Source organism: Actinoplanes sp. NPDC049118, from assembly GCF_040648555.1.
Lineage (GTDB): Bacteria > Actinomycetota > Actinomycetes > Mycobacteriales > Micromonosporaceae > Actinoplanes.
On record NZ_JBEZDY010000013.1, the window covers coordinates 255,979 to 277,155 of the forward strand.

At 71.9% G+C, this 21,177-nt stretch carries 16 protein-coding genes; 5 read left to right on the forward strand and 11 right to left on the reverse strand.

The genetic code is table 11. The annotated features are described in order from the left end of the window. Window positions 1–191: 191 nt before the first annotated feature. Window positions 192–1,052 (forward strand): helix-turn-helix transcriptional regulator, encoded by an 861-nt coding sequence (locus tag AB0B58_RS22460; protein WP_360226621.1) that lies wholly within the window; start codon window positions 192–194, stop codon window positions 1,050–1,052. Between the two features lie 317 nt (window positions 1,053–1,369). On the opposite strand, the gene AB0B58_RS22465 is transcribed toward AB0B58_RS22460, so the two are convergent. From AB0B58_RS22465 to AB0B58_RS22490, 6 genes are all read right to left on the reverse strand, one after another. After that, a complete protein-coding gene (locus AB0B58_RS22465; protein ID WP_360226624.1) occupies window positions 1,370–2,707 on the reverse strand; it encodes a nitrate/nitrite transporter in 1,338 nt (445 codons plus the stop codon). Further along, complete coding sequence (locus tag AB0B58_RS22470; protein ID WP_360226627.1) at window positions 2,704–3,027, reverse strand: Rieske 2Fe-2S domain-containing protein; 324 nt, start codon at window positions 3,025–3,027, stop codon at window positions 2,704–2,706. Before AB0B58_RS22470 ends, AB0B58_RS22465 begins: the two co-directional genes overlap by 4 nt. Continuing rightward, complete coding sequence (gene nirB, locus AB0B58_RS22475; RefSeq protein ID WP_360226630.1) at window positions 3,024–5,507, reverse strand: nitrite reductase large subunit NirB; 2,484 nt, start codon at window positions 5,505–5,507, stop codon at window positions 3,024–3,026. Before nirB ends, AB0B58_RS22470 begins: the two co-directional genes overlap by 4 nt. Then, window positions 5,508–7,604, reverse strand: coding sequence for a molybdopterin oxidoreductase family protein (locus AB0B58_RS22480; protein WP_360226633.1), 2,097 nt, complete (start codon window positions 7,602–7,604; stop codon window positions 5,508–5,510). Window positions 7,605–7,672: 68 nt separating this feature from the next. Continuing rightward, window positions 7,673–8,323, reverse strand: a complete 651-nt coding sequence (locus AB0B58_RS22485) for a CbiX/SirB N-terminal domain-containing protein (protein WP_360226636.1) — start codon at window positions 8,321–8,323, stop codon at window positions 7,673–7,675. Continuing rightward, window positions 8,320–9,480, reverse strand: a complete 1,161-nt coding sequence (locus AB0B58_RS22490; RefSeq protein WP_360226639.1) for a uroporphyrinogen-III synthase — start codon at window positions 9,478–9,480, stop codon at window positions 8,320–8,322. The genes AB0B58_RS22485 and AB0B58_RS22490 overlap by 4 nt, the downstream gene beginning before the upstream one ends. A gap of 166 nt (window positions 9,481–9,646) precedes the next feature. On the opposite strand from AB0B58_RS22490, the gene AB0B58_RS22495 reads away from it, so the two are divergent. Then, window positions 9,647–10,744, forward strand: a complete 1,098-nt coding sequence (locus AB0B58_RS22495; RefSeq protein ID WP_360226642.1) for a PQQ-dependent sugar dehydrogenase — start codon at window positions 9,647–9,649, stop codon at window positions 10,742–10,744. Between the two features lie 19 nt (window positions 10,745–10,763). Here the strand turns inward: AB0B58_RS22495 and AB0B58_RS22500 are convergent, their stop codons facing one another. The 5 genes from AB0B58_RS22500 to AB0B58_RS22520 all read right to left on the reverse strand — a co-directional run bounded on the left by AB0B58_RS22500 (window position 10,764) and on the right by AB0B58_RS22520 (window position 16,272). Then, a complete protein-coding gene (locus AB0B58_RS22500) occupies window positions 10,764–11,885 on the reverse strand; it encodes a pyridoxal-phosphate dependent enzyme (protein WP_360226645.1) in 1,122 nt (373 codons plus the stop codon). A 47-nt stretch (window positions 11,886–11,932) separates the two neighbouring features. Then, complete coding sequence (locus AB0B58_RS22505; protein WP_360226648.1) at window positions 11,933–12,856, reverse strand: DUF5995 family protein; 924 nt, start codon at window positions 12,854–12,856, stop codon at window positions 11,933–11,935. Between the two features lie 48 nt (window positions 12,857–12,904). Beyond that, window positions 12,905–13,885, reverse strand: coding sequence for a pyridoxal-phosphate dependent enzyme (locus AB0B58_RS22510; protein WP_360226651.1), 981 nt, complete (start codon window positions 13,883–13,885; stop codon window positions 12,905–12,907). 76 nt (window positions 13,886–13,961) lie between these two features. After that, the gene (locus tag AB0B58_RS22515) at window positions 13,962–14,576 is read right to left on the reverse strand and encodes a TetR/AcrR family transcriptional regulator (protein WP_360226654.1); all 615 of its coding nucleotides are present in this window, start codon (window positions 14,574–14,576) and stop codon (window positions 13,962–13,964) included. Window positions 14,577–14,685: 109 nt separating this feature from the next. Next, a complete protein-coding gene (locus AB0B58_RS22520) occupies window positions 14,686–16,272 on the reverse strand; it encodes an MFS transporter (protein WP_360226657.1) in 1,587 nt (528 codons plus the stop codon). Between the two features lie 253 nt (window positions 16,273–16,525). Here AB0B58_RS22520 and AB0B58_RS22525 point away from each other — a divergent pair, with 253 nt between their 5' ends. From AB0B58_RS22525 to AB0B58_RS22535, 3 genes are read left to right on the forward strand one after another with little or no spacing between them, the layout of a single operon-like run. Further along, window positions 16,526–18,082, forward strand: coding sequence for a GMC oxidoreductase (locus AB0B58_RS22525; RefSeq protein ID WP_360226660.1), 1,557 nt, complete (start codon window positions 16,526–16,528; stop codon window positions 18,080–18,082). A 16-nt stretch (window positions 18,083–18,098) separates the two neighbouring features. Beyond that, window positions 18,099–19,133: a glycine betaine/L-proline ABC transporter ATP-binding protein gene (locus AB0B58_RS22530; RefSeq protein WP_360226663.1), complete on the forward strand. Its 1,035-nt coding sequence runs from the start codon at window positions 18,099–18,101 to the stop codon at window positions 19,131–19,133. Next, window positions 19,130–21,046 (forward strand): ABC transporter permease subunit, encoded by a 1,917-nt coding sequence (locus AB0B58_RS22535; protein ID WP_360226666.1) that lies wholly within the window; start codon window positions 19,130–19,132, stop codon window positions 21,044–21,046. The genes AB0B58_RS22530 and AB0B58_RS22535 overlap by 4 nt, the downstream gene beginning before the upstream one ends. Window positions 21,047–21,177: the final 131 nt, after the last annotated feature.

Sequence of the window (21,177 nt, forward strand, 5' to 3'; positions counted from 1 at the left end):
GAACCCTTCCGCGTAGGTGGCTGCCGACTGCAGCTTGACAAATCGCGACGACGGTTGGGCGTCGCCCCGCGCAACGGGCTTTGCGACCACGCTGAACACATCGACGTGCATGCAAGACTGAGTTGGCGCAACGGCGCGCAGAGTCCGCGACACGCGCCGCTCCGAGCGGGGAGCTGCTGAGGAGACCTGACATGGCAGAAAACCCGGACCCGGCAGTGATCCGCCGCCGGCTACGCATTGAGCTCCGGCAGTTGCGCACGGAGTCCGGCGCCTCCCAGCAGCAGGTCGCCCGCGCTCTCGGTTGGGAACCGACGAAGTTGGCCGCTATCGAGTACGGCATCACCGGCATCAGCACGGCAGACCTTCGTTCCCTACTGGACGCCTATCACGTTGAAGATCTCGATCGCGTGCGGCGACTCGTCGGCGAGGCGAACGACTCCCGCCGGCTGGCCACAGCTGGATACCGGTCGGTGCCGTTCAGCACGATCAGATTCTGGAATCTCCGCCGTGCCGCGGCCCGGGTCCGGCAGCTGGAGCCTCTGCTGATTCCCGGTCTGCTGCAGACCGAGGAGTACGCGCGGGAAGTGGTAAAGGCATACGCCAGCCCGGCGCTGTCCGCTGCCGACATCAGCGAGCGGGTTATCGCCCGCATCGACCAGCAGTCGCTTCTGGAGCGTGACGACTGCCCCGAATTGCACTTCCTCATCGATGAGGCCGCCCTGCGACGACTGGTCGGCGGACCCGAGGTAATGCGGCGACAGCTTGAAGCGCTGAAAGAGCACGTTGAGCACACCGGCCTGACGATCCAGATTCTAAGCTTCGGTCTCGGAGCCCACCCAGGAATCTGCGGACCGTTCCAGATCCTCGAGTACCGCGACGAGGACCCGGTGCTCTACCTCGACGATGCCGCCGGCGGCAAGACCACCCGGGACATGGAAACTGAGACCCTGCAGTACCTAGCAGTGTTCTGGCACTTGGAAGAGGTGGCTACCGCGCCGGGGGACACTTCCGTAATTCTCGACCGCATCATCGCCGAACTGCCCACCTCGTAATCCGCGAGAATCTGCGCCTATGCCGAACACACCTTCATTGTGCGTGTCGCCCGTACCCATCGCCGGTCGCCACCGCCTGCTGTGGACATGACGCCGAGGGTGCCTCCCCACTCTGCAGCACCTCGCCCACCGAACACCCCGAGCCGTCAGGAATCGGGACGAAACCGCGCCGCTTGCCGCCTATCGACACTCCCCCGAGCTGCCTGGCGCCCGGGTCACCCGCCGCGTTTGAAAGATCCAAACGCGAGTTCTCGTCCGGTTCACCGACAGCCGACAGCCGCCCGGTCCCCGACGGGACCGGGCGGCAGCGGTGACCGTCAGACGCCGGCGAGCTGCCGCGACGACGAACGCAGGTAGACCGCCCAGGTGACCAGCACGCACAGCGCGTAGAACGCGATGAAGGCGAGGTAGGCGGCGTCCGCCGTCTTGTAGGTCAGGAACGACTGGCGGAAGGCCAGGTTGACCAGCACCCCGCCGAACGCTCCGATGGCGCCGGCGATGCCGATGACCGCGCCGGAGAGGCGGCGGGCCTCGTGCTCCTCGCCCGGGTTCTTCAGCGAGAAGATCCGGGGGATCATCTTGTACGTCGAGCCGTTGCCGATGCCGCTGAAGACGAACAGGGAGATGAAGCCGACCAGGTACAGCGGCAGCGACCGCTGCTGCGAGGCCAGCAGCACGATGCTCGCGCCGGCCGCCATCGCCAGGAAGTTCCAGAACGTCACCCGGGCGCCGCCGAGCCGGTCGGCCAGCGCGCCGCCGACCGGGCGGATCAGCGAGCCCAGCAGCGGGCCGAGGAACGTCAGGTACGCGGCCTTCACCGGGGTGTTGAAGTCCTCCGCGAACTGGACCTGCAGCACCTGGCCGAAGGCGAAGCCGAAGCCGATGAAAGAGCCGAAGGTGCCGATGTAGAGGAACGACATGATCCAGGTGTGTGGTTCCCGGACGGCGTCGCGCATCCCGCGCTTCTCGTTGCGGGCCTGCGTGAGGTTGTCCATGTACAGGGCGGAGCCGACCGCCGCGATCACGATGAACGGGATGTAGATGCCCGCCACCAGGCCCGGGTGCCCGGCGCCGAAGAACGCCAGGACGAAGAGGCCGACCAGTTGCACCGCCGCGACGCCGAGGTTGCCGCCGCCGGCGTTGATGCCGAGCGCCCAGCCCTTGAGCCGGTCCGGGTAGAAGGCGTTGATGTTCGCCATCGAGGAGGCGAAGTTGCCGCCGCCGACGCCCGCGACGGCCGCGAGCAGGATCAGCGTGGTGTACGAGACGCCGGGCTCGATCAGGAACGCGGCCAGCACCGCCGGGATCAGCAGCAGCGACGCGCTGATGATGGTCCAGTTGCGGCCGCCGAAGCGGGCCACCGCGAACGTGTACGGGATCCGCAGCGCCGCGCCGACCAGCGCGGGCACGGCGGTGAGCATGAACTTGCCGGCGGGGTCAATGCCGTACGCGGGGCCGAGGAAGAGCACGAGCACGGACCACATCGTCCAGACGGAGAAGCCGATGTGCTCGGAGAAGATCGAGAAGATCAGGTTTCGCTTGGCGATCCGGGCGCCGGTGTGCTCCCAGAATGCGGGATCCTCCGGGCGCCAGTCGTCGATCCAATGCCCTCGCACGGTGCGTGCGGCGGGACGTTCCAGGGTGGTGGCGCTCATGAAGAAACCTCCGAGGAAGCACGGGTGGTGACTACGAGGTGGTTGTCGTCGTCGACGTCGACGGCGTAGACGGTCAGGTCGGGCTGGCCGCTCAGGGAGCAGCCGGTGTTCAGGTCGAAGGCGTTCAGGTGCAGCGGGCAGACGACGACCTTCAGGTCGATCTGCCCGTCGGCCAGGGGCCCGCCGCGGTGCGGGCAGACCGCCTGCAGGGCGCGCAGCGAGCCGTCGCGCAGCCGGAAGACGGCGACCATCTCGCCGTCGACGGCGTAGGTGCGGCCCTCACCCAGGGGGATCTCGTGTACCGGTCCGAGGCGCGTCATGCGACACCGCCGGAGACGCGGACCGGAACCTGCGGCAGCACGACCAGCGGCAGCGAGGTGCGGAACTGGCCGGGCGTGACCGGCTCGGCCCGCTCCTTCCAGGGATCGCGGTAGGCGCCGACGGACGCGTCCATCGCGGCGTCCAGCTCGGCGGCGATGCCGTCGCTGTCGTCGACGACGACCGCCCTGACCCGGTCGATGCCGAGCCGCGGCACGAACGCGTACGTGCGCTCGAGCCAGTTGGCGTTCTCGCGGTAGTACTGCAGGAAGCGGCCGGTGAGCGTGATGACCTCGTCCGCCGAGTCGACCGTGGCGAGCAGGTCGCCCTTGCGGATGTGTGCGCCGGCCGCGCCGCCGACGTAGATCTCCCAGCGGCCGCCGTCGATGGCGACGACGCCCAGGTCCTTGACGTACGCCTCGGCGCAGTTGCGCGGGCAGCCGGTGACGGCGAGCTTCATCTTGCCGGGCCCCTCGATGCCCTGGAAGCGCTCCTCGAGGGCGATGCCGAGCGCGGTGGAGTCGCCGACGCCGAAGCGGCAGTAGTCCGAGCCGACGCAGGTCTTCACGGTCCGGAAGCTCTTGGCGTAGGCGTACCCGGACGGCATGTCCAGGTCGGCCCAGATCTTCGGCAGCGTCTCCTTCGGGATCCCGAGCAGGTCGATGCGCTGCCCGCCGGTCAGCTTCACCATCGGTACGGCGTACTTCTCGGCGACCTCGGCGATCCGCCGCAGCTGCGCCGGGGTGGTGACGCCGCCCTTCATCTGCGGCACGACGGAGAACGTGCCGTCGCGCTGGATGTTGGCGTGCACCCGGTCGTTGATGAACCGCGAGTCGCGCTCGTCGACGTAGTCCTCGCCCCACATCATCTTCAGCAGCGAGGCGAGACCCATCTTGCTCTTGGCGTCCTCCTCGCCGCCGGGCACCAGCTTGGCGAAGACCGACGAGACCGAGCGCAGCCCGTACTGGCGGATCGCCGCCATCAGCTCCGGCTTCGGCATCGGCACGCCGGGCACGTACCAGCTCGCCGCGGGGTCCTCCTCGACCTCGCCGCCGGCCGCCCATTCGACGATGCGCTGCACCAGGGGCTTGCAGGTTCCGCAGCCCTTGCCGGCCCGGGTCTTGTCCATCACGCCGTTGACGGTCTTGCATCCGGCGTTGACAACGCCGCAGATGGCGCCCTTGCTGACGCCGTTGCAGTTGCAGACCTGCGCGTCGTCCGGCATGTCCTCCGGCTTGACCTCGCCGGCCGGGCCGCCGATGTCGAAGAGCATCTCGGCGCGCTCCTCCGGCAACGCCTGGCCCTGGTCGAAGGCCTGGATCAGCGCGGCCGCCTTGCGGTTGTCGCCGACCAGGGTGGCACCGACCAGCAGCCCGTCGCGGATGATGACCTGCTTGTAGATGCCCTTCCTCGGCTCGCTGTAGACGATCACCTCGTCGGCGTCGGTCTCCGGCTCCTTGAGACCCATCGCGGCGACGTCGATGCCGGCGACCTTGAGCTTGGTGGACAGCTTCGAGCCGGTGTACGCGGCCGCGGCGTTGCGCCCGGTGACGTGGTCGGCGAGCACCTTCGCCTGGTCCCACAGCGGGGCGACCAGGCCGTACAGCTCGCCGCGGTGCTGGGCGCACTCGCCGACGACGTAGATGTCGTCCTCGCCGTCCGCGCGCATCTGGTCGTCGACGACGATGCCGCGCTCGACGGTCAGGCCGCTGTCGGCGGCGACCTGCGTGTTCGGCCGGATGCCGGCGGCGACCACCACCACGTCGCAGTCGATGACGGTGCCGTCGGCCAGCTTGACGCCGGTGACCCGGTCCTTGCCGAGGATCTCGGTGGTCATCGCGTCGACGATGACGTCGACGCCGAGCTTGCCCTCGACGCTGGCCTTGAGCATCGCGCCGGCCCGCTCGTCGAGCTGCATGTTCATCAGGTGGCCCATGGCGTGCAGCAGGGTCACGTGGCTGACGTGGTTCTGCAGGCCGCGCGCCGCCTCCAGGCCGAGCAGGCCGCCGCCGATCACGACCGCCCGCTCGTGGTCCCGGGCGTAGCGGATCATGCCGCGGGTGTCGTCGAGCGTACGGAAGGCGAAGACGCCCTGGTGGAAGCCGCGCTTCGGGTTGTGGATGCCCTTGATCGGCGGAGTCCAGGAGCTGCTGCCGGTCGCGATGATCAGCTTGTCGTACGGTGTCCTGGTCCCGTCGGTCGCGATGACCACCTTGTGTGTCCGGTCGATCTTCTCGATCCGGGTGCCGACGTGCAGCGTGATGCCGTTGTCCGCGTACCAGCTCAGGTCGTTCAGGAAGATGCCGGCCTCGTCCTCCACCCCCGCGAGCAGGTTGGAGAGCATGATCCGGTTGTAGTTGCCGTACGGCTCGTCACCGAACATCGTGATGGTGAAGTCGCCGCCCCGGGCGAGGATCTCCTCGACGGTGCGGGCGCCCGCCATCCCGTTGCCGATCACCACGAGTCGTTGTGTGGATTGCACCTAGGTGGTCCCTTCTTGATGGGGGGCGGGGCAGATGGCGACCGCGCACGCCTTGAACGCGGGCATCTTGGAGTGCCGGTCGAGTGCCGGGTCGGTGAGCAGGTTGACGGCCTGGTCGCCGCCCCAGTGGAACGGCGCGAAGACCGTGTCCGGCCGGATTCCGGGGTTGAACCGGGCCCGGAACTGCGCCTTTCCGCGGCGGGTTCGCAGCTCGACCATGTCGCTGTCGGCGACGCCGAGCCGGCGGCCGAGGTCGGGGTGCAGCTCGACGCGCGGCTCCGGCAGCGAGACGGTCAGCGCGGCGACCCGGCGGGTCTGGTTGCCGCTCTGGTACTGCTGCATGTTGCGGCCGGTCGTCAGCACGTACGGGTATTCGCGGTCCGGCATCTCGTGCGGATCGCGGTGCTCGACCCGGATGAACCTCGCCCGGCCGTCCGGGGTCGGGAACGTGTCGGTGAACAGCCGCGGCGTGCCGGGATGGTCCTCGGCGGGGCACGGCCAGAACACGCCCTGCTCGGCCTCGATGCGCTCGTACGTGATGCCGGAGTAGTCGGCGATCCCGCCGGCGCTGGCCCGGCGCAGCTCGTCGAAGACGGTCCGCGGGTCGTCGCTGAAGAACTTCCCGCGCCCGAGCCGGTCGGCGAGCCCGGCCAGGAACTGCAGGTCGGTGCGGACGTCCGGCGGCGGCGGAAGTGCCATCCTGCGGCGGATGACCCGGCCCTCGAGGTTTGTCATCGTGCCCTCCTCCTCGGCGAACTGCGCGGTCGGCAGCACGACGTCGGCGAGCGCGGCGGTCTCGGAGAGGAAGATGTCGGAGACGACCAGCAGGTCCAGGGCGCGCAGCCGGTCGATGACGTGCCCGGCGTGCGGCGCGGAGACGGCCATGTTGCTGGCCAGCACCAGCAGGACCCGGACCCCGCCGTCGGTGCCGAGGCGGTCGAGCATCTCGTACGCGGAGACGCCGGGCCGCGGAAGCTCGTCGGGGTCGATTCCCCAGACGGCGGCGACGTGCGCCCGGGCGGCCGGATCGTCGAGGCGCCGGTAGCCGGGCAGCTGGTCGGCCTTCTGCCCGTGCTCGCGCCCGCCCTGCCCGTTGCCCTGCCCGGTGATGGTGCCGTAGCCCGAGTTCGGCCGCCCGACCAGGCCCAGCGCCAGCGCCAGGTTCAGGTACGCCTGCGCCGTGTCGGTGCCGTTGCTGTGCTGCTCGGCGCCGCGGGCGGTGAGGATCATCGACGGGCGTTCGGTGGCGAGCAGCCGGACGGTCTCGCGCAGGTCCGCCTCGCTGACGCCGGTCATCCGCTCGACCCGCTCGGGCCAGTAGGAGGCGACCGCGGCGCGGACGGCGTCGAAGCCGGTGGTCCGGTCCCGGATGTACTGCTCGTCGAGCAGCCCCTCCCGGACCGCGATGTGCAGCAGGCCGTTGGCCAGCGCCAGGTCCGTGCCGGGCAGCGGTTGCAGATGCCGGTACGCGCCCGCCGCGGTCGCCGTGCGCCGGGGGTCGACGACGATGTGCCGGGCGCCCTCGGCCCGCCCGGCGTCGAGGTACTGCATGGACGGCGGCATCGCGTCGGCCGGGTTGGCGCCGACGAGCAGCACGGTCTTCGCGCCGGCCAGGTCCTCGAGCGGGAACGGCAGGCCACGGTCGACGCCGAGCGAGCGGTTCCCGGCGGTCGCGGCCGACGACATGCAGAACCGGCCGTTGTAGTCGATCGACGCGGACCCCAGCGCCACCCGGACGAACTTGCCGAGCGTGTACGCCTTCTCGTTGGTCAGCCCGCCGCCGCCGAACGCGCCGACGCTGTCGGGGCCGTACTCCTGCCGGCTGCGCCGGATCGCCGTCACGATGCGCTCGTACGCCTCGTCCCAGGTGGCCTCGCGCAGCGGGCTGGTGCGGTCCGCGGGGTCCTTGCGTACCAGCGGGGTGAGCAGCCGATCGGAGTGGTCGAGCAGCTCGGCCGCGGTCCAGCCCTTGGCGCACAGGCCGCCCCGGTTGACCGGGAATTCGGTGGGTTCGAGCCGCACCCGCGGGATCTCGGGCGTCAGCGCGATGCCGCACTGCAGTGCGCAGTACGGGCAATGCGTCTCGGTCACGGTCACGCAGATGATGCTGGTCGATCACCGTTACCGCACCGGACCGTCGCCGTTGCCGCGGCGTTCGGAAAACCCTACAAGCGGCTCGGCGCCATTGTGAGGTGCTCGTAGCGGGCGAGCACCAGGTCGGCCACGGCCGGGTCGGCGCAGAGCGGCGGCGTCACGACGTCGGCTCCGGCCCGGTGCAGCGAGCGGTAGAACAGGCCCTCGGCCAGCAGGTACGCCGCGACGGTTATCCGCCGCGCGCCCTGCGCCCGGAGGTGGGCGACCACGTCGGGCACCCGCAGCTCGGCGCCGGAGGCGTACGCCACGTGCGCGTCCAGCCGGGCGGCCACGTCGGCGATCCCGGCCCGCCAGCCCGGATCCGACGAGCCGGCCGCGGCGAGCACCACCGCGTCGGTGTCGCCGATGTGCCGGCGCAGGCTCTCCACCAGCACGGGGTCGGGACCCAGCGGCGCGGTGGCGACCGCGTCGGCGGCGGCGACGGCCTCGGCGATGTCCACGCGTACGTGGTAGCCGGAGGACAGCAGCAGCGGCACGACCACCGCGTGCAGCCCCTGTATCGCGTCCGCGACGCGGGGCTGCTGCACGTCGGCGAAGGCGAGCCGGACGTCCAGGTCCGGGCGCCGGCAGGCCACCCGGTCGACCAGGTCACGGATCTGCGCCTGGCCGGCGGCGGAGCGGGTGCCGTGCGCGACCGCCAGCAGCACCGGCAGCCGGCTCATGCGATCGCCGTCGGCTCGTCGACGCGCAGCCGGTAGCCGCGCTTGATGACGGTCTCGATGTGGCCCGCGGAGCCGAGCGCGGAGCGCAGCCGGGCGATCGCGACGTCGACGGCGTGACCGTCGTTGCCCCGGGGCAGGGAGTTGACCAGGCGGTCCTTGGAGACGACCGCGCCCGGCTTGGCCGCGAGCGAGCCGAGGATCGCCATCGCCGCCGGGGCCAGGGTCTGCAGCCGGCCGTCGATGAGCACGGCGTGTCCGCGGATCTCGAGGACCGTGCCGGCGACCGTGAGCTTCGCGGCGCGCCGCGGCAGCTCGTCGGTGACGACCTTGACCAGGGCACCGAGCCGGGATCGGTGCGGCGTCACCACCGGGATGTCCTGCTCGACCAGCGAGGCGGCGGTGACCGGCCCGACGCAGGCGGCCATGGTGCCGGTGCGGAAACGCTCGAGCACCTCGGCGGCGGAGTCCCCGGCGATCTCCAGCAGCGCCTGCACGGCCGGTGCGCTGGTGAACGTGACGGCGTCGACCTGGCCGGCCGCGAGCTGACCGACGAGCCGCCGCACCGGCGCGACGTCCGGCGGCAGCGTCCAGCGGTAGACCGGGATCTCGACGACGGCGGCCCCGGCCGCCCGCAGGCCGGCGACGAACTCCGCCTGCGGCCCGCCGTGCAGCTGCACCGCGACGCGCCGCCCGGCGATGCCCTGTGCCAGCAGCCGCTCGAGGATCTCCTCGCACGACTCGCTGGGCGCGGACCAGTCCTCGGTCAGGTCGGCGGCCCGGATCGCACCGCACGGCTTGGCGCCGCGGGCGACGAGCCGGGCGCGGCTGAGCGCGGCACGCAGGGTGTCGCCCATCCCCCACCCCTCGGCGGCCTCGAGCCAGCCGCGGAAACCGATCCCCGTGGTGGCGACCACGATGTCGGGCGCGAGGCCGACGCAGGCCTCGGTCGCGGCGTGCAGCGCCTGGTCGTCGCCGAGCGGCACGATCGTGATGGCGGGCGCGACCACCACCTTCGCGCCGCGCCGCTGGAACAGGGCCGCGAGCTCGTCGCGACGCCGCTCGGCGGTGACCGCGACGGTGAAGCCGGCGAGCGGCCCTGCGGGTGCATCGGGGGCGGGAGCGCCCGCGGGCGTCACCGGCCCGGTCAGGTCGGCCATCCCGACAGCCTGCCGACCAGCCATTACCTTCGCGCGTAGGAGATGTTTCCGCCGTGAAAACCGCTTATCACAAAAGCGATCATGACGCGGTGAGGTCACCCCGGCGGCACCCGCCACCGAATCGTGTACATTGATATACCTCGATGAACGATCGGGAGGTCCCGCGATGCGCCGGACGATCGCCTTCAGGAGCGCGCTGCTCACCGTCACGCTCGGCCTCGGCGTGGGTGTCGCCGCGACCGCGACGCCGGCCGGCGCCCTCGAGCCCGACCTCGGCAACCCGCAGGTGGTGGCGACCGGACTGACCGTTCCGTGGGGTCTGGGGTTCCTGCCGGACGGCAGCGCCCTCGTCGCGGAACGCAACAGCGCCCGCGTCCTGCAGGTGCGCCCGGGCACCGCACCGGTCACCGTGGCCACGATCAACGGCGTCTCTCCGGCCGGCGAGGCGGGCCTGCTCGGCCTGGCGGTGTCACCGGCGTTCGCGCAGGACCGGCTCGTCTACGTCTACTTCACGGCCGCCACGGACAACCGGATCGTCCGCTTGCGCCTCGACGCGCCGCAGCAGCAGGCCGTGATTCTCAGCGGGCTGGCCAGGGCGAACATCCACGACGGCGGGCGCATCGCCTTCGGACCGGACGGAATGCTCTACGCGGGCGTCGGCGACGCCGGCAACACGGCGAACGCGCAGAACCGGCAGCGGCTCAACGGCAAGATCCTGCGGATGCGCCCGGACGGCGGTGTCCCCGCGTCCGGCAACCCCTTCCCCGGCTCCCTGGTCTACAGCCTGGGACACCGCAACGTGCAGGGCCTGGCCTGGGATGCGCAGGGCCGGCTGTACGCCTCGGAGTTCGGCCAGAACACGTGGGACGAGGTCAACCACATCGTCGCCGGCGGAAACTACGGGTGGCCGACGGTCGAGGGCCGCGGCAACGACACCCGGTTCCGCAACCCGATCGTCGTGTGGACCACGGCGGAGGCGTCTCCCAGCGGGGCGACGGTCGACGGCACCACGCTGTACGTCGCCGCGCTGCGTGGCCAGCGACTGTGGTCGGTGCCGCTGGACGGCGCCGGCGGAGCCGGCACGCCGGTCGCGCTCCTACAGGGCCGGTACGGGCGGCTGCGCACGGCGGAACGGGCGCCCGACGGTTCGCTGTGGATCACCACCAGCAACCGCGACGGGCGCGGCACCCCGGCCGCCGACGACGACCGGGTGATCCGCTTCCCGGCCGCCGGCGCGCCGACCACCCCGCCGACCGCTCCGTAGCCGCAGTCGCGGACCGGGATCACGGGGTCTCCGCAAGGAGGCGGCCGACGGCGTCCGAGGCCTTGAGGGCCGAGCCGGTCAGGACGGCCACCGCCGTCTCGCCGCGGCGCAGCGTGCCGCGGCGCAGGAACTCGCGGACCGCCGGCAGCACGATCGAGCTGGTCGGCTCCGCGTACAGGCCACGCCGGGCCAGTTCGAAGGTGGCGGGCGCGATCTCGGCCTCCGCGACGGCCGCCATGTCGCCGCCGGAGGCCCGCACGGCCGCGAGCACCTCGCGGTCGCGCACCGGCACCGCGATCGCCGTGCCCTCGGCCACGGTCGGTGACCACCGCCCGGGCGAGACCGCGTCGGCCCCGGCGGCGAAGGCGGCGACCAGCGGGCCGCAGTGCGCCGGCTGGGCGACCAGCAGCCGCGGCCGGCGACGAATCGCACCCGAGCGCAGCAGCTCGCCGAAGCCGAGGTGGCAGCCGAGCACCAGGCTGCCGGCCCCGGCCGGCAGCACGACGGCGTCCGGCGCGGCGAAGCCCAGGTCCTCCCAGATCTCGTACGCGATCAGCTTGGTGCCCTGCAGGAAGAACGGGTGCCAGTTGTGGCTGGAATAGAACGTGGCGGCCGAGCGCCGCACCGCCTCGTCGGCCGTGGCCTGGCGCGGGCCCGGCACCAGCTCGACCTCGGCGCCGTGCACCCGGCTCTGCTGGATCTTGGCCGGCGACGTCGACTCGGGCGCGAGGATCGTGGCCCGGATCCCGGCGGCCGCGGCGTACGCGGCCACCGACGAGCCGCCGTTGCCGCTGCTGTCCTCAAGCATCCCGGCGACGCCCTGGCGGAGCAGGGTCGAGACCATGACGGTCGTGCCGCGGTCCTTGAAGCTGGCGGTCGGGTTGAACCACTCGGGCTTGACCGACAGCGGCACCCCGTCGACCTCGAACGGCAGCAGCGGCGTGCACCCCTCGCCGAGACTCACCGGCCGTTCGTAGGACAACGGCAGGGCGGCCGCGTAACGCCACTGCGACCGTACGCGGGTGTCGACGTCGTCGCGGTCGATCCCCGGCAGGTCCTCGACCAGCAGGGGTGACCCGTCGTCGCCCCGCCAGCGCGGCTCGTCCAGGGGGTAGCGCCGCCCGGACCGGTCCACCAGCATTCCCCGATCCTGCCAGAACCCCTGACCGGGTCCGGCGGCGTGGGGGATCAACGACCGGTCAGCCTCGACAGCGCCTTGCGCACGAGGTCGCGCGCGGCGCGCAGGGTCGCGCCGATCCTGTTGACGATGCCGTCGGCGCTGATCAGGGCCTCGCCGAGCAGCGCCGAGGCGCGGTCCATGAGCAGCTTGGCACGGGCCAGGTCGTCGCTGTCCCCGCGCAGCTGCCACAGCCGCTGCGCCTGGTCCCAGGCGTGCGCCCGGGTCGCCGAGACCAGCACCCGCTGGCTCCAGTCGTCCAGGTCGCCGACCAGGTGGTCGAGACGCAGCTGCCAGGCCGTGGAGTAGCGGCGGCGCAGGGCCGGGATCTCCGCGAAGAAGATGTCGTTGATCAGCAGGTAGTCCGGGTGGATGACCTCGTCGGTCGGCGCGCCCGTGCGTTCCCACGTGGCGATCAGGGCGAGCGCCAGGTCGTGGTTGATGTGCGCGTTGACGCCCAGCATCGCGGCGGTCAGCCTGCTCAGCTTGCGGCTGCGGGCGCGCCGGAACAGCACCTCCCAGGCGTCCGGGGTGGCGTCGTCGTCGACGCCCCAGCGGCGCAGGGCGTCGAAGTAGCGCTTGGCGAACTCGACGTCGAGCAGCTCCAGGAAGACCGGATCGCGCACGTCGTCGCTGCTGAGCAACTTGGCGACCCGGTCGGTGATGGTGAAGTAGAGCGAGTTGAACGCGGCCACCCGGTTGGCGGCCTTCGGTGGCAGCTCGTCGAAGATCTTCTGGGCGGCGGTGAGCCGGGTCAGCACGCCGGCGATGTCGGTCGGCGGCGTGGCGCAGAGCTCGGCGACCTGGCGGTGGGCCGGAGCCCACCCACGGTCGGGCCGGTCGGCGGGGGCGAGCTGGGCCCGCTCCTCCCGCAACAGTGCGGCGCTGTTCGTAACGCGGTCGCGGTCGAACGCGACGGTCAAGGGAACATCCACGCTGTTCACCATGGAGTCGTCGGGCCGGGCTGACCATAGTCCCGGCGGCTACCCGACAGTAGCGCCGTCGGGAACAGGGCAGATCAGCTCGGCGAAGCGAGCCGCGTCGATGTTGCCGCCCGAGATGATCACGCCGACCCGGGCCGGGAGGCGCTCGACGCGGCCGGACAGCAGCGCCGCCAGTCCGGTGGCGCCGCTGGGCTCCAGGACGACCCGCATCCGTTCGAAGGCGAACCGCATCGCGTCGCGGATCTGGTCGTCGGTGACCAGGGCGATCTCGTCGACCAGGCGCCGGTTGATCGAGAAGGTCAGCTCGCCGGGGATGTCCGCGGCCTGACCGTCGGCGATGGTGCGGGGCACCGGAATCGCCACCCGCTCCCCCGCGGCCAGGGACCGCCTGGTGTCGTCGCCCGCCTCCGGCTCCACGCCGATCATCCGGATCGCGGGGTGCAGGCCCCGGGCCGCAGTGGCGCTGCCCGCGAGCAGCCCGCCGCCGCCCGCCGGCACCAGCAGCGCGCCGAGCTCACCCGTCTCCTCCAGCAGCTCGAGCGCGGCGGTGCCCTGTCCGGCGATCACGTCCGGATGCTCGTACGGCGGGATCAGCGCGAGGCCGCGCTCGGCCGCGAGCGCCGCGCCGAGGGCGACCCGGTCGCCGGTGTAGCGGTCGTAGGTGATGATCTCGGCGCCGTAGCCCTCGGCCGCCGCGCGCTTGGACGCCGGGGTGTCCGCGGGCATGAGGATGACCGCGGTGGTGCCGAGCTCGCGGGCGGCGAGGGCGAGCGCCTGCGCGTGGTTGCCGGAGGAGAACGAGGCGACGCCGCGCGCCCGCTGCCGCGGCGAGAGCCGGGAGAGCGCGTTGTAAGCGCCGCGGAACTTGAAGGCGCCCATCCGCTGGAGATTCTCGGCCTTGAGGTGGACCTCGGCGCCGACCAGGGCGTCGAGGGTGCGCGAGCGCAGCACCGGGGTGCGGTGGGCGACCCCGGCGAGCCGCGCGGCGGCGTCACGCACATCATCGATGGTGACGCTCATGCCATCGCCTCCGCTGGCGCTCCGGCGATGACATGAGTCAGACACTGAGTGATGGTTCGCTCGCAAGCTCGCTCACTCACGGGGCCGCACCGCGCAGCACCGCGTCGACCAGCGCCTCGGCGAAGCCCTCGTCGGCCACGTGCGGGCTCCAGCGCAGCATGTTCTGCGCCAGGGTCGGCCCGGAGAGCATCAGCATGGTCAGCTCGACGTCGAGATCGGCGCGCAGTTCGCCGTTCTCGACGCCGCGGCGCAGCACCTGGCGCATGACGTCGCGCCGCGGCTCGATGACGCCGTAGTAGATGCGGTGCATCTCCGGGCTCTTCAGCAGCTCCGGCACCAGGCAGGCGGTGACCTTGCCGTAGTGCTCCATGCGCTTGTTGCGCATGCCGGCGATCAGCATGACGAGGTCGTCGCGGACCGACTCCCCGGCCGGCACCGGCAGCGGGCCCTTCATCGCGGCGACCGCGTCGATCAGCAGCGCCTCCTTGTTGGGCCAGCGCCGGTAGATGGTCGCCTTGCCGACGCCCGCCCGGGCGGCCACCGCCTCGATCGAGAGCGCGTCGGCGCTCTGACCGGCGCTGAGCAGCTCGAGCACCGCCTCGATGATGGCCGCGTCGGCCCGGGCATCGCGCGGCCGACCGGGAGCCTTGCGCTCCTGGTCGGCCGCATCGTCAACGCTGACCGTCGTCATGCGCTCCATTGTTACCGAGCCCGCACGCCATGACCATGCGAGGTGCCGATGGTCATGCCGAGCCGGCCGGGCATGCCCTCCCGGCCCTCGCTGCGCTCGGTGCAGTCGGTCATGCCTCGATCAACTCCGCGGTCGGGGTCTCCGCCGGGCCCGCGCCGGTGGGCGTTGGTGCGTCGGCCGGGCGGCGGCCGGGCAGCCAGATCGCCGCGACCAGGGCGCCGAGCAGGGCGAAGACCGTGCTGCCGATCGAGGCGTAGTGCATCGCCGAGATGAACGCGTCGTTCGCCGAGCCGATGAGCGCCTGACCGGCCGGCCCGGCCTGCTCCGCCACCCCGTACGCGCCGGCGACGGACTCCCGCGCCACCTCGCGCGCGGCGGCCGGCAGACCCGCCGTGGCGTCCGTGACCTGGTCGCGGTAGGTCGACGAGATGATCGCGCCGAGGGTGGCCACGCCCAGGGCGCCGCCGACCTGCCGGATGGTGTTGCTGACCGCGGAGCCGACGCCGGCCTTCTCCCGCGGCAGCACCGCCATGATCGCCTCGGTGGCCGGCGGCATCACGTTGGCCATGCCGACGCCCATGAGGAAGAACAGCGCCCCGACGACCCAGATCGGCGTGGTCTCGCCGATGAAGAGCCAGCCGGCCAGGCCGGCCGCCACGAGCAGCAGGCCGACGGTGCTGACCCGCTTCGGGCCGAAGCGCCGGACCATGGCGGCGCTGCGCGGCGCGAAGATCATCTGCGCGACCGCGAACGGGACGAACAGCGCGCCGGAGGCCAGCGGGCCGTAGCCGCGCACCAGTTGCAGGTAGAAGGCGCTGAAGAACATCGCGCCCATGGCGGCGAAGAAGACCAGGCCGATCGCGGCGACCGAGGCCGAGAACTGCCGGATGGCGAAGAGCTTGACGTCCAGGGAGGGGAACTCGATGCTGCGCTCGTACACGATGAAGCCGGCCAGGACCGCGACCGAAACGACAAGCGCGCCCCACGACTCGACCCGCCCGAAGCCCTTCTCGCCGCCCTCGATGACGCCGTAGGTGAGCAGGGTGAGCCCGACGATCGAGAGCAGCACGCCGACGATGTCGATGCGGCCCGGCTTCGGGTCGCGCGACTCGGGGACCAGGGTCAGCACGAGCACGACGCCGGCGATCACGATCGGCACGTTGATCAGGAAGACCGAGCCCCACCAGAAGTGCTCGAGCAACAGGCCGCCGACGATGGGGCCGATGGCGACGCCGAGGCCGACGGCGCCGGCCCAGACGCCGATGGCGCGGCCGCGCTCGCGCGGGTCGAAGACGTTAGCGATGATCGACAGGGTCGCCGGCATGACCGCGGCGGCGCCGAGGCCCATCAGCGCGCGGGCCCAGATCAGCTGGTCGGCGGTCTGCGCGTACGCCGAGAGCAGCGACGCGAGCCCGAAGAGCGCGAGCCCGACGGTGAGGGTCAGCCGCCGGCCGAGCCGGTCGGCCAGGATTCCGGCGGTGAAGAGCAGGCCGGCGAAGACCAGGGTGTACGAGTTGATCGCCCACTCGAGCTGGCTCTGGCTGGCGCCGAGCCCCGCGCGCGGGTCGGCGATCGTGCGCATCGCCACGTTGAGGACGGTGTTGTCCAGCACGACGACGAGCAGGCTGATGACGAGAACGCCGAGGATGGCCCAGCGCCGGGGATGACCCGTGTTCTCTGCGGCGGGAACGTCCATGTGGTGCCACTCCTGAGGGTCTGCACGCGATTGCGATACGGAACAGTTCCGTATCCTATGATCGAACCTAGACCCCCGGAACTCGATACGGAACAGACTCGTATCGTATTGTGGCGGCGGTCACGTCCGGCCGCTGGGCAGGGACGGGCGCCGAAATCCTCCGAGATGGATTGTTGCGCTGCGGTAAAAGTCTGGATCTGGCATTGACCATGGGCCCGCGGCTGATGATCCTGTCACCACAAGGCGACGGAAGGTGCCGGCTCTGCGCACGAACGAGTTCGATGTGGTGGTTGTCGGCGGCGGTACGGCCGGCGCGGTGGTGGCCTCCCGGCTCTCCGCCGATCCGGGGGTACGGGTGTGCCTGATCGAGGGCGGACCGTCCGATGTCGGCGACGAGTCGGTGCTGCAACTGCGGAACTGGATCAACCTGCTCGAGACCGACTACGACTACGACTACCCGACCCTGCCGCAGCCGCGGGGTAACTCGCACATCCGGCACTCCCGGGCGCGGGTGCTGGGCGGTTGCTCGTCGCACAACACGATGATCAGCTTCCTGCCGCCGGCCGGCGACTTCGCCGACTGGGTCGCCGCGGGCGCCGAGGGCTGGTCCTACGAGGAGATGCTGCCGTACTGGCGGCGGCTGGCCGTGCACATCGAGCCCGTCGCCGGCAAGGACCGCAACCCCCTCGCCGAGGCCTTCGTGGCCTCGTGCCGCGACGCGCTCGGCGTGGCGGTGCACGAGGACTTCAACTCGGGCCCGTTCGCCGACGGCACCGGCTTCTTCCCGGTCGCCTACCACCCGGAGAGCGGCATCCGCTCCTCGTCGTCGGTGGCCTACCTGCACCCGCACCTGGACCGTCCGAACCTGACCGTGCTGACCGAGACCTGGGCGTCCCGGCTGGACCTCGACGGCGACCGGGTCACCGGGGTGCGCGTCAGCCGCGACGGTCGCGACGAGGTGATCAGCGGCCGCGAGTACGTGCTGTGCGCGGGCGCGATCGACACGCCGCGGCTGCTGCTGCTCTCCGGCATCGGGCCCGCCGCCGACCTGCGCGAGCTCGGCATCGACGTGCGGCTGGACCTGCCCGGGGTCGGCGAGCACCTGCTCGACCACCCCGAGTCGCTGATCCTCTGGGAGTCCACCCGGCCGATCCCGCCGGAGTCCGCGATGGACGCCGACGCCGGGCTCTTCGTACGCCGCGACGCGGGCGACGAACGCCCGGACCTGATGTTCCACCTCTACCAGATCCCGTTCACCCTGCACACCGAGCGCCTCGGCTACGACGTGCCGGCGCACGGCTTCGGGATGACCCCGAACGTGCCGCGGCCGCGCAGCACCGGCCGGCTCCGGCTGGCCAGCGCCGACCCGGCGGTCAAGCCCGCGCTGGACTTCGGCTACTTCACCGACCCGGACGGCTACGACGAGCGGGCCATCGTGGACGGGCTGCGGATCGCCCGCGAGGTCGCCGCGACCGAGCCCTTCAGGTCCTGGATCGCCCGCGAGATCGCACCCGGGCCGGACCTGCAGACCGACGAGGAGCTCTCCGCGTACGGCCGGGCGGCGCACCACACGGTCTACCATCCGGCGGGCACCTGCCGGATGGGCGCCGCCACGGACGAGCTCGCGGTCGTCGACCCGGGACTGCGGCTGCGCGGCTGCGCCAACGTACGGATCGCCGACGCGTCGGTGTTCCCGACGATGACCACGGTCAACCCGGTGGTGGCCGTGCTCATGATCGGCGAACGGGCGGCCGACCTGGTCGCCGCGGGGCTGAGCGCCCGCATGGAAGCGGTAACACCCGCCGGTTGAACAGTGAGGCCCACCCATGACACCCACCATCGCCGTCGAGCACCTGTGGAAGGTGTTCGGTCCGAGGCCGGACCGGATCGTCGGCACCGAACTGGCCGAGCTGTCCCGCGCTGACCTGCGCGCCCGCACCGGCTGCGTGGCCGCGGTACGCGACGTGAGCTTCGACGTGCACGCGGGCGAGGTCTTCGTCGTGATGGGACTCTCCGGCAGCGGCAAGTCCACGCTGGTGCGCTGCCTGACCCGGCTGATCGAGCCGACCAGCGGCGAGGTGCGCATCGACGGCGAGCCGGTGCGGGCGATGAACCCGCGGCGGCTGCGCGAGCTGCGCCGCCACGGGGTGGCGATGGTCTTCCAGCACTTCGGGCTGCTCCCGCACCGCCAGGTCGTCGACAACATCGCGTACGGCCTGGAGATCCAGGGCGTGAAGCGGGCCGAGCGGCACCGCCGGGCCGGCGAGGTCCTGGCCCTGGTCGGCCTCGAGGGGCACGAGCAGCAGTATCCGCACCAGCTCTCGGGCGGCATGCAGCAGCGCGTCGGGCTGGCCCGGGCGCTGGCGACGGACCCGGCCGTGCTGCTGTTCGACGAGCCGTTCAGCGCCCTCGACCCGCTGATCCGCCGCGACATGCAGGCCGAGGTGCGCCGCCTGCACGCCGAGGTCGGCAAGACGCTGGTCTTCATCACCCACGACCTGGCCGAGGCGCTGTCGCTCGGCGACCGCATCGCGGTCATGCGCGACGGCGAGCTGGTGCAGGTGGGCACCCCCGAGGAGCTGGTCGGTGCGCCCGCGGACCGCTACGTGTCGGACTTCGTGCAGGAGGTGCCGCGCGCCGACGTGCTGACCGTGCGGTGGATCGTCCGGCCGGCGCGCGACGGCGAGGAGCTCGAGGACCAGCCGCTGCCGGCCGGCACGGTGATCCGGGACGCGGTGCACCGGGTGCTGCACGCGGGCCGCGCCGTCCGGGTCGTCGACGGCGACGAGGACCTGGGCGTGGTCGACGCCGGCCAGCTGGTTCCGGCGCTGATCGGCCACCGGCCACAGGTACCGGCATGACGGCCGTGGTCGCCACCGAGCCCGCGACCGAGCCCGCGACCCGGCCGGCGAGCGCGCCGCGCTGGACGCGCCCGTCCCGCCGTACTCTGATCGCGGTCCTGGTGGTCGCGACCGTCGCCGCCTATCTGAGCGTGCGCACCGCCGGGGCGGCGGACGACGACGACGCGTGGGCGTTCCGGTTCTTCGGCGGGGTGCGGGACTGGGTCGACGAGAACCGGGACACCAGCCCGGTCTTCCTGTACGGCTTCAACTACGTGCGGCTCGGCGTGGTGTTCCTGGTCGACGCGGTGCAGGGGCTGCTGTACGGCCTCGGCTGGGCCGGCCTGGTCACGGCCGCCGGCGCGCTGACGGCGGTGCTCGCCGGCTGGCGGCTGGCGATCGGCACGGTCGCCGGGCTCCTCTTCCTGGGCGTGCTCGGCCTGTGGGAGCAGAGCGTCGACACGCTGGTGCTGACGCTGTCCGCCGTGGTGCTGTCGGTCCTGATCGGGGTGCCGGTCGGCGTGCTGGCCGCGCGGGTGCCGGCGGTCGGCGCGCTGCTGCGGCCGCTGCTCGACGTCATGCAGATCATGCCGACCTTCGCCTACCTGGCGCCGATGACGCTGCTCTTCTCGATCGGCGAGCCGGCCGCGGTGATCGCCACGCTGATCTACGCGGTCCCGGTGACCATCCGGATCACCGCGCTGGGCATCAGCGAGGTGTCACCCACGACGGTCGAGGCGGCCACCGCGCTCGGCTCGACCCGCTGGCAGCTGCTCGGCAAGGTGCGGCTGCCGATGGCCCGGCCGACCATCGTGCTCGCGGTCAACCAGACCATCATGATGGCGCTGTCCATGGTGGTGGTGACCGCGCTGATCGACGCGCCCGGCCTTGGCGCGACCATCGTGCAGGCCCTGGAGCGGGTCAACGTCGGCGTCGCGTTCGACGCCGGCCTCGCGATCGTGGTGCTGGCGATCCTGCTCGACCGGGTCACCACCCGCGCGGCCGGGCGCCGCCCGCGGCTGCCGCTGCTCGCCGGCGCGGTGGCCGCCACCGGCCTGCTGGCGCTGCTCGGCCTGCGCTCCGAGTTCCCGCAGGGCTGGCACCTCTCGTTCGCCGGGCCGGTCAACGAGATCACCCGCTGGATCGAGTTCCACCTGTACGACGTCACCGAGGCGCTCAAGAACGGGATCAGCGCGGGGCTGCTCGATCCGCTGGAGAACCTGCTCGTCACCACGCCGTGGTGGCTGTTCGTCCTGGTGGTGCTGGTCTTCGGCAGCCTCGCCGGCGGCGTGCGGTCCGGGGTGATCGCCGCGCTCGCCGCGGCCGGGGTGGCCGGGCTGGGCCTGTGGCAGCACGCCATGCAGACCCTCGCCACCGTGCTGGTCGCCACCGTGGTCACGATGGCCTTCGGCGTGCTGCTCGGAGTGCTGTGCGCGCGGCACGACCGGTTCACCCGGGGGCTGCGCCCGCTGCTGGACGCGGCGCAGACCATGCCGTCGTTCGTCTACCTGCTGCCCGCCGTGGCGCTCTTCGGCGCCAGCCGGTTCACCGCGATCGTCGCGGCCGTCATCTACGCCGTGCCGCCGGTGGTCCGCCTGGTCGAGCGGGGCATCCGCGACGTGCCGTCGACCGTTGTCGAGGCCGCGCTCTCCGCCGGTTCCACGCCGCGGCAGCTGCTCTGGAAGGTGCAGCTGCCGATGGCCCGCGGCGGCCTGCTGCTCGCCGTCAACCAGGGCATCGTCATGGTGCTGGCCATGGTCGTCGTCGGCGGCCTGGTCGGCGCCGGTGCGCTGGGCTACGACGTCGTCGCCGGCTTCGCCCAGCGCGAGGACTTCGGCAAGGGCATGGCCGCCGGGTGCGCGATCGTGCTGCTCGGCGTCCTGTTGGACCGGCTCACGCAGGGCATCCACTCCGCGAAGGGAACCAGAGCATGAGACATCGGCTCACCGCCGCCGCGGCGGTCCTCAGTCTGAGCATCGCCGGTTGCGGCGGCGCCTCCTCCGACGCCGGCACCGACGACAAACCCGCCGCCGGCAGCAAAGGCACCGTGAAAATCGCCATCAAC